Annotated in this window: 14 protein-coding genes; all 14 read right to left on the reverse strand. The window is 41.0% G+C overall.

Annotated features, from left to right (window positions below):
* Positions 1–27 precede the first annotated feature (27 nt).
* A complete protein-coding gene (dnaG, locus tag ACRRMM_RS02690; protein ID WP_008342393.1) occupies positions 28–1,857 on the reverse strand; it encodes a DNA primase in 1,830 nt (609 codons plus the stop codon).
* Positions 1,858–1,890: 33 nt separating this feature from the next.
* On the reverse strand, positions 1,891–2,391 hold the full coding sequence (locus ACRRMM_RS02695) for a YaiI/YqxD family protein (RefSeq protein WP_008342395.1): 501 nt from the start codon (positions 2,389–2,391) through the stop codon (positions 1,891–1,893).
* A gap of 261 nt (positions 2,392–2,652) precedes the next feature.
* Positions 2,653–3,474 carry a pyruvate, water dikinase regulatory protein gene (locus ACRRMM_RS02700; protein WP_008342399.1) on the reverse strand — a complete coding sequence of 274 codons (822 nt, stop codon included), beginning with the start codon at positions 3,472–3,474 and terminating at the stop codon, positions 2,653–2,655.
* A gap of 25 nt (positions 3,475–3,499) precedes the next feature.
* The gene (locus tag ACRRMM_RS02705; RefSeq protein WP_024423017.1) at positions 3,500–4,138 is read right to left on the reverse strand and encodes a helix-turn-helix transcriptional regulator; all 639 of its coding nucleotides are present in this window, start codon (positions 4,136–4,138) and stop codon (positions 3,500–3,502) included.
* 166 nt (positions 4,139–4,304) lie between these two features.
* On the reverse strand, positions 4,305–6,350 hold the full coding sequence (glyS, locus tag ACRRMM_RS02710; protein WP_017367621.1) for a glycine--tRNA ligase subunit beta: 2,046 nt from the start codon (positions 6,348–6,350) through the stop codon (positions 4,305–4,307).
* Positions 6,343–7,230, reverse strand: coding sequence for a glycine--tRNA ligase subunit alpha (gene glyQ, locus ACRRMM_RS02715; protein WP_003217487.1), 888 nt, complete (start codon positions 7,228–7,230; stop codon positions 6,343–6,345). The genes glyS and glyQ overlap by 8 nt, the downstream gene beginning before the upstream one ends.
* Positions 7,231–7,559: 329 nt before the next feature.
* Entirely contained in the window at positions 7,560–8,330 is a 771-nt protein-coding gene (gene recO / locus ACRRMM_RS02720; protein ID WP_007501304.1) for a DNA repair protein RecO, read from the reverse strand.
* A 35-nt stretch (positions 8,331–8,365) separates the two neighbouring features.
* Entirely contained in the window at positions 8,366–8,509 is a 144-nt protein-coding gene (locus ACRRMM_RS02725; protein ID WP_008342408.1) for a YqzL family protein, read from the reverse strand.
* 147 nt (positions 8,510–8,656) lie between these two features.
* Positions 8,657–9,562 (reverse strand): GTPase Era, encoded by a 906-nt coding sequence (era, locus tag ACRRMM_RS02730; protein WP_007501305.1) that lies wholly within the window; start codon positions 9,560–9,562, stop codon positions 8,657–8,659.
* Positions 9,555–9,953 carry a cytidine deaminase gene (locus ACRRMM_RS02735; protein WP_008342410.1) on the reverse strand — a complete coding sequence of 133 codons (399 nt, stop codon included), beginning with the start codon at positions 9,951–9,953 and terminating at the stop codon, positions 9,555–9,557. Before ACRRMM_RS02735 ends, era begins: the two co-directional genes overlap by 8 nt.
* A gap of 112 nt (positions 9,954–10,065) precedes the next feature.
* The gene (locus tag ACRRMM_RS02740) at positions 10,066–10,452 is read right to left on the reverse strand and encodes a diacylglycerol kinase family protein (protein ID WP_008342413.1); all 387 of its coding nucleotides are present in this window, start codon (positions 10,450–10,452) and stop codon (positions 10,066–10,068) included.
* Complete coding sequence (ybeY, locus tag ACRRMM_RS02745; RefSeq protein ID WP_007501310.1) at positions 10,430–10,909, reverse strand: rRNA maturation RNase YbeY; 480 nt, start codon at positions 10,907–10,909, stop codon at positions 10,430–10,432. Before ybeY ends, ACRRMM_RS02740 begins: the two co-directional genes overlap by 23 nt.
* Positions 10,910–13,024 carry an HD family phosphohydrolase gene (locus tag ACRRMM_RS02750; RefSeq protein WP_407969087.1) on the reverse strand — a complete coding sequence of 705 codons (2,115 nt, stop codon included), beginning with the start codon at positions 13,022–13,024 and terminating at the stop codon, positions 10,910–10,912.
* Positions 13,025–13,138: 114 nt separating this feature from the next.
* Positions 13,139–14,098, reverse strand: a complete 960-nt coding sequence (locus tag ACRRMM_RS02755) for a PhoH family protein (protein WP_008342419.1) — start codon at positions 14,096–14,098, stop codon at positions 13,139–13,141.
* Between the last annotated feature and the right edge of the window lie 3 nt (positions 14,099–14,101).

The raw sequence follows: 14,101 nt of genomic DNA on the forward strand, positions 1-14,101 counted from the left end.
TAAGTCTTGTCATAAATAGTAGACGTATTACTTCAGCGAACGGTTCAACTGAATAATTTCTTTTGCAAGTGTTGCCGCTTTGAAGAAATCTTTTTGCCTCTCCGCCTCTGCACGTTCTAGTTCTTTTTCCTTTATCATTGACAAATTCCGATGATTCAACACTTTTTTTACATAATCACTTAATTCAGCTTCACTTAGTTCGTCTCCAACTTGAATCATGAAAATATCCGTCAGGAGCTGATTGATCACATCATCTTCTATACGGTTCATCAGATGCTGCGGGGTCGGCTCCTTGCCTTCTTCATACAATGCATAAATGTATGTTGCCAGCGCTCTGTGCGAATCTATATTAAATTCAAACCCTATCCTATCAAGCACTTTTCGGATCACGTCATCATTTTTCAACATATGTGCAAGGAGCATTCGCTCTGCGTTTTCATATGCCGGCCTTAGACGTTTTCGTCTTACCTGTGTTGACAGATGTGCACGCCGCTTTTCAAGCCCATTTTCTTCTTGCGAGCTCTTGGCCTCTTGTCGCTGCTGCTTTTCAAAAAGCTCCAATTGCTCCTTTAATGAGTCAAGTGAAATGGAGAACTCCCCGGCCAGCTGCTTCATGTAAATCTCTTGTTCCAAGGAACCGTTTAATCGGCTGATTTCTCGGAGAACCTGCTTCATGTAAGTCAGGCGGTCTCCTTCGTCAGACAAATTCTTTCCTCTTCGGAAAAAATTCATCTTAAATGTCATTAATGTCACACTTGCATCTATGATGTCATTCCTAAATTTCTCGCCGCCATATTTACGAATGTAATCATCTGGATCAAGTCCATCTGGTATCATGGCAACGCGAACTTTACATCCTCTTTTTCCAAGCAAATCTGATGCTTTCATGGTCGCTTCATACCCGGCCGTGTCAGAGTCATAACATAAAATGATCTCTTCTACGTTCCGCCTAAGAAGCTTTACGTGCTCTTCTGTTAAAGACGTACCCATTGTTGCAACACTTTCGCCAACACCACTTGTGACAGCCGAGATGACGTCAGCAAATCCTTCGAAAAGGACTGCACGTTCGCGTTTTCTAATATGCATACGCGCGTCATGAAAGTGATAAAGCAGCTTACTTTTATGAAAAAGTGGCGTTTCAGGACTATTCATATACTTTGGCTGCTGATCACCAAGTGATCTTCCAGAAAAAGCGACGACCGTCCCGTGATGATCATGAATCGGAAACATGACACGATCTCTAAAGCGGTCAAAAAAACCTGTGCCGTTTTCTCGTTGAATCAAAAGACCAGCCTTCTCCATCATCGCAGGATCAAACCCTCGTTTTTCTAAAAACTTGGTCACGAAATCCCACGAGTCGAGAGCATACCCGATCTCGAACTTGGCAATTGTTTCATCCGTAAAGCCCCTGGACCTTAAATAATCGAGTGCGTTTTGACCTTCCTTTGTATTTACCAGCAAATGGTGGTAAAATTTCTTAAGAAGCTCATGCGCCTCAATCATTTTATGATCTGCTGTATCCTCTTGCTGTGAGGAACTGATCTGCGCATTCGCTACATGATCCGGCAAATCAATATGGTACTTATCAGCAACATGTGAAACGGCTTCAATAAATGAGTAGCCTTCCATTTGTCTGAGGAACGAAAATACATTGCCTCCTGCACCACAGCCAAAACAATGGAAGATTTGCTTATCTGCTGAAACAGAGAATGAAGGAGTATTTTCACCATGGAATGGACAAAGACCGAAATAATTCCGACCTTGTTTTCTAAGCTGTACGTATTCTCCAATCACTTCGACAATGTCTGCGTTTTTTTGGATTTGCTCCAAAAGTTCATCTGGTATACGTTTGCTCATCCTAATAACACTCCGTCGTACATTATTCGCCTTTTAATTCAAAAATCCTTCATGATTCGACAGGATTTTTTGTAGTTGGGCAATAAATCGCTTTTTATCCTCTTCTAAAAGCTTTTTGGGACCTTTTCCGTATACACCTTTTCTTCGCTGTTTACTGGAAACATGCCTGCGTTCCAAATCAAAATCAATTGTTTCGTTTGTGTACATTCGTCCTCTTTCAGACAGAACAATGACTTGTCTTGGAAGCAGTAAGGAGGCCAGACCAATATCCTGGGTGACAACAATATCGTGCTTGACAGCTAAGTTCGCAATGACTAAATCTGCTGCTTCCTTATGTGTATCAACAAACCGCCAATCTTCAAGTGGTGATCGTTTGGTTTGAAAATGCTCATATGAAGCAATGAAAGTCACAGGTACTTGAAATTGAGATGCGACAGAAAGGATTTCGTCTTTTACAGGACAAGCATCTGCATCGACATAAATCGTCCTTTCTTTTTTACGTTCATTCAGGTGACTAATTCTCCATCCCTCCACCTTATTCCTGCTTTAGAGAAGCAAAAAGACCATACTTTTCCCCCATAAAGCAATCAACAGTAAAACTCATTTTGTCGAAAAGTTATGTTCAGAATCACTTGACTTCTGCCAATATTAGTTTATTCGTTCTTGACTTAACTTAAACCTAAAATCAATCATTTTATCACAATTTTTTATTATAATACAAATGCAGCAAATATGCTATTGTTTTTGTTTACCCGTTTCCCACCATAGGAAAAACCCAGGAGGAGCATCCTGAGTTTATTCGGAACCTCTTTTGGTCAGCATTTGATGAATGACATTTGCTGTCTCCTCAACTGCTTTATTCGATACATCAACAACTTGACAGTTAATGCGGTCAACCACTTTTTCAAAATATTCTAGTTCCTCTTTAATCCGCTCGATATTCGCATAAATGGCACGGTCATTTAAACCGAGTGATTTTAAACGTTCTTTACGGATATGATTTAGTTTGTCTGGACTAATTTTTAGGCCGATGCATTTTTTTGGATCAACTGAGAATAACTCCTCTGGCGGATCAACTTCAGGAACAATCGGAACGTTTGCTACCTTCAAGCGTTTATGTGCTAAGTATTGAGAAAGTGGTGTCTTAGACGTACGCGATACACCAATCAGCACAATATCAGCCTTTAGAATACCTCTTGGGTCCCGGCCATCATCATATTTCACAGCGAACTCAATGGCTTCTACCTTTTTAAAATAGTCCTCATCTAATTGACGTACACGACCTGGCTCATGTTTCGCTTCATTTCCATATGCCGTCTCCATTTTATCAATAAGTGGACCGATAATGTCATAGTACACGACGCCATTCGCTTCTGCTTCTTCAATTAAGAATTGGCGCATTTCTGGCACAACAAGAGTAAAGCAAACGATTCCATTATCTGCTTTCGCCAATGAAATCACTTCTTTAATCGTACCGACATCCTCTACATATGGGATTCTTCTAATATTTGAATGGTCGGATGAGCCGCCATCAAATTGGCTAAGTGCCGCTTTGACCACGAGCTCTGCCGTTTCTCCGACTGAATCTGATACAACAAAAATTACACGATTACTCATAACATCCCCTCGCAGTCTTCTGTAATTAGATAATTTCGTTCTCTGATAAGCTAACAAGTATTTTCGTCATGTTTGTTTTCGTAATTCTGCCGACCACTTCAAAGCCTTTATCCGTATCTTTTATAACAGGAAGTGCATCTATTTGTTTTTCAATCAAGTGCTTGGCCACATCCATAATAAAATCTTCTTTGCGGCAAACGGTAATGTTCGGCATTCTTGTCATAATAATATGGACAGGTATAGACGGAAGCTCTTGTTTCCCAATACTTGCTCGAAGGAGGTCTTTTCTTGATAACACGCCTGTTAAAATAGAGTGATCGTCCACAACGAATAATGTGCCCACATCCTCTAAAAACATCGTACAAATCGCATCATAAACCGAAACATTCTCGTGTATCACGACCGGAATGGACTGAAAATCTTTCACTTGAAGTTTTTTCAGCTTATCTGCCAGAAGCTGCGTGCCTGTTTTGCCTGTAAAAAAGTAGCCGACCCTTGGTCTTGCTTCTAAAAAGCCAGACATCGTTAAAATGGCTAAATCCGGTCTGAGGGTAGCCCTTGTTAAGTTCAGCCGATCGGCGATATGCTCTCCAGTGATCGGACCATTCTCTTTGACAATCTGTAAAATCTGCTCTTGCCGTTTATTTAACTCGATTGTACTCACCACCTTTAAATAGAGAGAGCGAATCCTTACTTTATGTATATCAATTTCATAACTCATCATATTATAGCGCATCTTCGTCCGAATGAAACAAAAATCCACTCAAAAACCGTGAATTAAATGAGTAAAAAACGATTGCCCTTCGAAAAAGGCAACCGTTCTTAGGTATTTATTTTACAATTAAATTGTTCATATTCGCAAATGATTGAATGACTTTTGCAAGTTTGACCATTTGTGCCAAACGATTTTGTTTCAGTTTTTCATCATCGGCATGAACCATTGTATGGTCGAAATAATGAACAATTGGTGCCTTTAACGTATCTAACGCTTCAAGTGCTGAATGGTACTGTCCACTTGCCATATGCTCGTTGACGGCTTTTTCCGCTTGCTGATACGCTTCAAATAGCTTTTGTTCGTGTTCATTTTCAAACAGTTCAGGCTGAATCTGTGCGTCTTCCCCTTTTTTACTGATTGAAATGACGCGGCCTAGTGCCTCAGCCGTTTCTTTGAAACTTTCCTGTTTCACGCTCTCCTCAAGAACAGCTGCTTTTTTCACAACTGCATATGGTTCAATATTTTCAACATCAAGGACTGCTTCCACCACGTCATGACGGATATGTTCTGCTTGGAGAACATATTTCAAACGGTGTGTTAAAAATTCAATGAGAGCCGCTTCATGTTTTGTCTCTACTTGAGCTAGTGCTAAAAGCTCTTTAAATGAAAGATTCCATTGGCGGTCAAGCAGGATTTGAACGATACCGCTCGCTTGTCTTCTTAATCCATAAGGATCTTGAGAGCCCGTTGGAATGACATCAATTGAGAAGAATGAACAAATAGAATCTAGCTTATCCGCCACTGCAACAATCGCCCCAATAAGTGTTGACGGCGCATCGTCACCGGCAAAACGCGGCATATAGTGCTCGTTGATACTCTTTGCCACTTCTTCATGCTCGCCAAGTGCTCTAGCATATTTTTCACCCATGATTCCTTGCAGTTCTGGGAATTCATAGACCATCTGAGTCACAAGATCAAATTTAGAAATACTGGCTGCTCTTGCAGCGCGTTTAGACGTTTCTTCATCTGCTCCCACATGACTAGCAAGGCGGACGGCAATGTCTGTTACTCTTTTCAGCTTGTCGCCAATCGTGCCAAGTTTCTCATGGAATACGACTTTATCAAGCTTTTGAATGTTGTCTTCAATGACGAGTTTTTCGTCTTCTTTATAGAAAAATGCCGCATCTGATAAACGTGCACGAAGAACCTTTTCGTTCCCTCTTGCCACATTTTCAAGTGCCTCACTGTTTCCATTTCTGACCGTAATAAAGTGCGGCAGTAATTCCCCTTGTTCATTTTTCACTGGGAAATAACGCTGATGCTCTTTCATTGTCGTGACAAGCACTTCTTCTGGCAGCGCAAGAAATTCTTCTTCAAAAGAACCAAATAGAACGGTTGGATATTCAACGAGATCGTTCACTTCTTCTAGAAGCTCAGGATCAACTGGAATGACCCAGCCTTTTTCGGAAGAAAGCGCATGTAATTGCTCAGTAATTAATTGTTTTCTTTTATCTGAATCTACAATGACAAATTGATCTCTTAATGTTTGCTCATAAGAAGCTGGTGTGTCAATGCTGGCTGTCGTCCCTAGGAAACGATGTCCTCTAGTCTCCCGTCCGCTTTTCACTCCTGCAATTTCGACAGGAATGATCTCTTGACCAAATAAACAAACAATCCATTTAATTGGACGGATATAGCGTAAATCCTCGCTTCCCCATCTCATGTTCTTTGGAAAACTCAATGAAGCGGCAATGTCCCCCAATGCTGGAAGAAGGTCTTTGACTTGTTTTCCTTCTTGAAACTTTTGGACATGGACATAATCCACACCTTTGATGTCTTTGAAATAAAGATCATCTGTTGAAGCGCCTTGTCCGCGGGCAAAACCTTCGGCAGCTTTTGTCCAATTGCCTTCAGCATCTTGAGCAATCTTTTTAGCCGGTCCTTTTGCTTCTTCTTTGATGTCCTCTTGTTTTTCTGCAACACCTTTAACGAGTACAGCTAGACGTCTTGGTGAATTAAATAAAGCAACGTCTTCGAATGAAATATTTTGCGCTACGAACCAAGCTTTTACTTTGTCACCTAGCTGCTTTGTGCTTTCTGGCATGAAACGAGCCGGCATCTCTTCTAAGCCGATTTCAAGTAATACATCTTGTTTATTCATGAGAAGCCGCCTCCTCTTTTAGCATAGGGAATCCTAGTTTTTCTCGTTCTTCGTAATATGTTTTGGCTACTTTTCTCGCTAACTGACGTACTCTTCCGATATAACCTGTTCGCTCAGTCACAGAAATCGCGCCTTTGGCATCAAGCAGGTTAAAGGTGTGAGAACATTTGAGTACATAATCATATGCCGGGTGAACAAGTCCTTTGTCCATTTGGCTATGTGCTTCTTTTTCATATGTTGTAAATAAATCGAACAGCATATCCGTATTAGATGTTTCAAACGTATACACAGAATGCTCGTATTCAGCCATTAAGAATAAATCTCTTACAGTAAAGCCATCTGTCCATTCAAGGTCAAACACATTTTCTTTGTCCTGAATGTAAGAAGCAAGGCGCTCAATTCCGTATGTGATTTCAACAGAAACTGGCTTACATTCTAAACCGCCGACTTGCTGGAAATACGTAAATTGCGTAATTTCCATTCCATCAAGCCAAACTTCCCAGCCAAGTCCTGCGCAGCCAAGAGATGGGTTTTCCCAGTTGTCTTCAACAAAACGAATATCATGTTTCAGCGGGTCAATGCCAAGCGCCTTCAATGATTCTAGATACAGTTCTTGAATATTGTCAGGTGATGGCTTAATGATCACTTGAAATTGATGATGTTGATACAATCTGTTTGGGTTTTCTCCATATCTGCCGTCAGCCGGGCGTCTTGAAGGTTCTACATAAGCTACCTTCCATGGCTCTGGCCCAATGCTTCTGAGGAACGTGTATGGACTCATCGTTCCAGCACCTTTTTCTGTGTCATATGCCTGCATTAATACGCAGCCTTCATTTGACCAATGCTTTTGCAGTGTCAAAATCATGTCTTGAATATTCAATGATCGCACCTCCATCTTTTTTACACCATCCGCTATGTATGGCGGTGGGGCCTAGAACCTTTTTGCAAAACACAAAAACTCCCGTCTCTATGCTCACAAGGTTCCTTGCAAACATAGGGACGAGAGTTTTTCCCGCGGTTCCACCCTATTTGCTGGTGTCGTAGCACCCAGCCGCTTTGTTTTACGTTGCTCAAGAATGCCTTTCGTTACGTGTCCATCCTTAGCTCACACCGCCCTAAGGTCGCTTTTATGGCTGATACGTAAGTACTTCTTTCTGTCAATGCAACATATTTGATCTTAGATGATCTTACAAAAAGTCACGAGAGATGTCAACTTTTGTTTTCACCGTCCATTAGCTTTTTCATGGATTCCATTTGATTCATGAATTTTTTTGATTTTAAATAAAGACCTGAATACTCTTCATAATAATGATCGAGCACTTGACGAATTTCTTGTTTCGTCTGTGGTTTCACGTCAACCTGACCAAGCCTTGATAAATCAAAATAATGAAACAAACGGAGCAGTCTTGCTGCTGCTGGGGATAAGGGCAGTTTATATGGATCTTTAGAAAAGCATTGCCTACAGATGAATCCGTTATCTCTAATTGAGAAATGGAACTGCCCTTCTTTTTGACCGCAGTGTACACATTGGTCCAGTTCAGGCTTCAACCCCATCACTGACAGCATTTTGACCTCTACGATAAATAAAATAATATCAGCATCTGTGCCTTCATTGAGATGGCGTAAAGATTGAAGAAGAAGTTCAAACAAGTAAGGGTTTGGCTTCTTTTCTTCTGTTCCTTTATCAAGTAATTCTGTCATATATGCGGCATATGCAGTCAGAAATAAATCTTCCCGAATGGTTCGCATGCTTTCCATCATTTCACCTTGCTGGAGCGTTCCAAGTCCTGTTGATGATTGGATCAGGAAGGTTCCGTATAAAAACGGCTGGCTTATGGCTGACAGGCGGCTGTTCGATTTCTTAGCGCCTCTTGCCATCACACCAATTTTCCCATGTTCTCTAGTGAGCAGCGTGACAATTTTGTTTGTTTCGCCATAATCTGTTGTTCTAAGGACGATTCCTTCACTTTTAATGAGCATTTGTCTACACTCCGAGCATTGGAGGGGGTCAAGAATTATAAGATTGGAAAATCAAGTCGTGCTATTTCTTCTTCAAGTACATCGGGTCTTTCCAGGTTCTCCTTTTCTAACTCTTTGAAAAGCAGATACGTGTCAACGCTTCCTGTTTGTGAAAATACGTTCCATGTAAAATTCAACATAAAAACCCCACCTTTCTTTATTAGAAGCAGCAACGCTACATCCAACATATTAATTTTATCTTGACCAGGCTACCTCCATTTCATGATAAACAATTTTTACTAATCGAACCGCACCATTGTCAGATCTACTAACAACTGTATCGGTTTTTAATATTCGTCTTCTCTAAATCCGAAATCACGAAGATGTGTGGATTTATTACGCCAGTCCTTCTGCACTTTTACCCAAAGCTCTAAATACACCTTTGAGCCTAAAAGTGCTTCAATGTCTCTGCGCGCTTTTTGTCCCACTTCTTTTAATAAGCTGCCGCGCTTACCAATCACAATCCCTTTTTGTGAATCACGTTCTACGACGATGGTCGCTGCAACATGAATCTTGCCGTTTTCATCTGGCTTGATCGATTCAATTGCAACCGCAATACTGTGAGGGATCTCTTCTCTCGTTAAATGCAGCACTTTTTCACGAATTAATTCAGAAATAATAAATCGCTCTGGGTGATCTGTTACTTGATCTGCCGGATAAAATTGAGGGCCTTCTGGAAGATAACCTTCAATTTGCTGAAGAAGCGTATCAATGTTGTTGCCTTCAAGTGCTGAAATTGGCACAATTTCCTTAAATGGGTAACGTGTGCGGTATTCATCAATTAAAAGGAACAGTTCATCCGGATGAATTTGGTCAATTTTATTGACGACAAGGAACACCGGTGTCGATGTTTGCTTTAGTCGTTCAATGATGAATTCATCACCTTTGCCATAGCCTTCCTGTGCGTTGATCATAAACAAGATCAGGTCGACTTCCTTGAGTGTATTTTGAGCCACCCTCATCATAAAATCGCCAAGTTTGTGCTTCGGTTTATGAATTCCTGGTGTATCGATAAAAATCGTTTGTGACGTGTTCGTTGTCAGAACACCCTGCACTTTGTTTCGAGTCGTTTGGGGCTTATCACTCATAATCGCAATCTTTTGTCCAATTACACGATTAAGAAAGGTCGATTTCCCTACATTTGGTCTTCCAATAATTGATACAAATCCTGATTTGAAGCTTTCGTTAGTCATTTAAATCCTCCGGTGAAAATGCGCCTGGCAATAGTTCGTTTACTGTCGTTTCGTATATATGTCCTTTTAAGTTCGTTAGAATCACTGGCATATCAGGTGCACATAGCTCTGAAATGACCTGTCTGCATGCGCCGCATGGTGAAACAGGCCGATCTGTATCAGCCACTACTGCAAGCATTTGAAAAGATGTGATGCCCTCTGAGTACGCTTTAAAAAGTGCTGTTCTTTCCGCACAATTACACATACCATATGCTGCATTTTCAATATTGCAGCCGCCATACACTTTTCCGTCATGCGATAATAATGCTGCACCGACTTTGAATTTAGAATAGGGTACATATGCAAAATCTCTTGCTTTGACTGCTTCTGAAATCAACTCTTGTTTGTTCATTCTAGTTCCCACTTTCAGAAGAAATGGTACCACTGTCACATTTATATTTTACATAATTCACGTGACATTTTCACGCCCATTTCTAAAAATGTTAATAAATAGTAATATTGTTCTATTGCATGATCTTCGGTAAGAAGATGATCAACCCAATCATAACCGAAATGGCGGCGTAAACGCAAACAGCGCCTGCTGCGGCGTCCTTCGCTCTCTCAGCAAGAGGATGCTTCTCTTCTGTGAAAAGATCTACTGTATGTTCAATCGCTGTATTCACAAGTTCTAACGCAAACATCCCGCCGCATAAAAGCAGAATGATCATCCATTCAACCGGATGAATGTGAAACCAAAAGCCGCAAATCACCACGATGATGGCTGCGACTGTGTGGAATCGAAAATTCCGTTCATTCAAGAAAGTTCGCCATATTCCTCTAAATGCATAATAAAAACTCCGAAAAAAACGGACAAGCGGCGTTCGCTTCTTACGATGATCTCGAAAGGCCATAATCATCCAAAATTTTTGTCTGTTTGGCGAACATTTCTTTTTCATCTTCTTCTGTCATATGATCATAGCCAAGCAAATGAAGAAAACCATGAATCGTTAAAAATCCTAGCTCTCTCATGAAGGAATGTCCATATTCCTCTGCTTGCTCTTTCGTTCGATCAACACTAATGATAATGTCACCAAGTACAGGCGGAATGTCATCAGCTCCAATGATTTCAATTTCCCCTTCGCCTTCTTCCTCAAGGGCAAATGAAATTACATCTGTTGGTGCATCTTTTCCTCGGTATTCTTTATTAATTTGATGTATTTCTTCATTTGAAACGATCGATACTGATACTTCCGCTTGATCTTTTACCTCAAGGGCATCCGCAGCAAATTGAAGAAGCTTTTCCACTTCTTCAAGCTGCTCTTTCGATACTTGTCCTGTTTCATCTATTAAATCGATTAACAATGTCATTTACTTCACCTTCTGCTTCGGGGCATCTGGATATTCAATCCGAGAATGGAAAATCCCCTTTAATGTTGTACAAATTGTTTGGCTAATAATATTTAATTCTTTAAATGTCAGATCACATTCACTAAATTGCCCATCCTGCATCTTATCTGAAATAATGCCTTTGACAAGCTTTTCAATCCGCTCAGGGTTTGGATTATGCATCGAACGAACCGCCGCTTCCACGCTGTCAGCCACAGAAATAATGGCCGCTTCTTTCGATTGCGGTTTTGGACCAGGATAACGAAATTCTTCTTCTGTCACCTGATCATCCCGTTCTTTTGCCTTATAGTAAAAGAATTTCAGCAGGGACTTTCCGTGATGCTGTTCTGCAATGTCCACAAGTTCCTCTGGAAACTTCTTTTCTCTCAGCATTTCAGCACCATCTGTCGTATGGGCAATAATAATATTCTTGCTCAGCTGAGGAGAAAGCTTGTCGTGCGGATTATCAATGTTCATTTGGTTTTCAATAAAGTATTGTGGCCTTTTCGTTTTCCCAATGTCATGATAATAAGCTCCAACCCTTGCTAACAATCCATTTGCACCAACTGCTTCACATGCAGCATCCGCTAAATTCGCCACCATGACACTATGATGATATGTACCTGGTGTCTCTGTTAAGATCTTTTTCAGCAGCGGATGATTCGGGTTCGATAATTCAATAAGCTTCATGGTCGAAAGAATGCCAAACATGCTCTCAAAGACTGGCATTAACCCGATAACCAAAATAGCCGATGCAAAACCTGACACAATCGCCATGATGAGGTTTACACCTATTTCAAGCCCTGATGGAGAAGAATTTTGAATCAGCGTAATGGACAGCACAACAAGTACATTCACCAAAGCTACCCAAAGCCCCGCCTGCAAAATTTTCGATCTCGCATTATGTTTTCTCAAAAATAAAATCCCCGCCATCCCACTTATTAGATAATAAGCACAGATGACATAGTTAAAGACGCCTGTTACTCCTTGATTAAACATCATACTGCCGCAAAGGGCAAATACAAGGCCGGAGAAGATCGCCAGCCGCTCATTGATCAGCAGCTTAATCAGCATCGTACCAAGTGCAACAGGCACGACGTAGCCGATGGTTGTATATTTGGTTTCCTGGAAGAGACTGAATACTTCCATGATGATTAAAATAATGGTGAAAATAAGCGAGTACAGCAGTAACGATTTATTCTTATGGACGAGCGACTTTTTCCTCGATTCCAGTGAGTGGACAATCGCCGCTAAGAAGAGACCAATTAAGATGATAAGACCGCTTACAGGCTTAAACAAATTGGAGCTGTTTAAAAGGCCGGTCAGTTCTAATTTGCGATACACTTCGCGGTCAATGAGCTCTCCTTCTTCCACTAAAATTTGCCCTTGCTTAATTTGAACCGGCTGAATATTATCAGCTGCTTCTTGTCTTTTCTTCTCTGTTGCGACCGGGTCAAATACATAGTTTGGAATAATCGCAAATTCACCAATTTCTTTCGCTGCATTTAAATATTTTGACGGAATCGAATTGTTTTCAAGCTCTGCTTTCACTTGTTTTTTCTCATCTTGCAGCTTAGAAGCTGTGATTTCTTTACTCATGAGAGAATTGACCACTGTGATGATGGAGTCCTTTGTAAAAGAAAGGTTTTCGTCGCTTGCTTGGAGCAGTGCTTTAATCGATTGATCCGAAACAGCTTCCTGCATATCGGTTGTGAGTTTCTCTTTTACACGCTTCGCCATCTCTTGATCTGTTGGCGGGTTCTCTTTGTCATCAGCTGCTGCTTTCTTCTCTTCTTTAATGGCTTCAAAGAGGGATGAAATGAGGTCAACACGATTATCAGAATATGCTTTTTTGAGTGTATATTGGTCTTCCACTTGATCCGTTGCTTCTTGTTTCTTTTCTTCTGTTGCTTCTTGGTCATCAACGGTAGACGGAGAATAGATGGTCTGTTCGCTCACTGAAAACAAATCTAGGTCGAGCGATTCAGGTTTTACATGGAAGAAGAGCACCACAAACATGATGGCCGCTAAACCAGCGTATAGCAGTACGTTTAAATAGCGTGAGCGCTCCATTTTCTGAGGTTCTTTTTTAGACAGCAGCCTTTTGCGCTTACTGCCTTTCTGATTCTTTCTCAAGGAAAGTACCTCCTTTTTTACTTTAAACCACGATCGAAACAAAATGACCCGATTAAGGCGATCGGGTCACTCAGTTCATTTTTGCTTTTCGTATGCTCCAATGATCTTCGCCACAAGCGGGTGTCTGACCACATCTGTCTGATCTAATTCAATGAATGAGATACCCTTGATCTCAGCAAGCATGTCCTTTGCAGCTGCAAGGCCTGACTGCATACCTTTAGGCAAATCAATTTGTGTAATATCTCCTGTAATGACCATTTTAGAACCAAAGCCTAGTCTCGTCAAAAACATTTTCATTTGAGCTGGCGTTGTATTCTGCGCTTCATCTAAAATCACAAATGCATCATCAAGCGTCCGCCCTCTCATATAGGCAAGAGGGGCAATTTCAATCACTCCGCGCTCAATTAAACGTTCCGTATGATCACTACCAAGCACATCGTGCAAAGCATCATATAGCGGTCTTAAATAAGGATCGACTTTTTCTTTTAAATCTCCTGGCAAAAAGCCAAGACTTTCTCCTGCTTCAACAGCTGGCCTTGTCAGGATAATCCGTTTGACATGTCCATTTTTCAGGGCATGTACGGCGTTGACCACTGCCAAATACGTTTTACCTGTACCAGCAGGTCCAATCCCAAAGACCAGATCATCTTTTTTCATTGCCGCAGCATATTCACGCTGGCCGATCGTTTTGACTCTGATCGACTTTCCTTTGGCATTTTTCGTAATTTCATCTTCATACATATTTTCAAAATAATTGAGCTTGTCTTTTTGCGCCATTTTAATGGCATAGACGACATCCCGTTCAGAAATCTCAATTCCTTTACGAATGAGATGTAAGAGAGATGTAATCAAACGGCTCACAGTATCTCTTGATGCTTCCTGACCAGAAACATACACTTTCTCTCCACGTGTGATAATGGAGACATTCAGCTCGTTTTCCATCAGTTTCAGATAAGCATCTTGATTGCCAAATAAAGCAATGGCTTCGTTTGGGCTATCCAATTTTTGTTGAATCTCAAGTAAATGTTCTGTCATTCT

The sequence above is a fragment of the Bacillus sp. XT-4 genome (assembly GCF_050864245.1).
Classification (GTDB): Bacteria; Bacillota; Bacilli; order Bacillales; family Bacillaceae; genus Bacillus; species Bacillus altitudinis.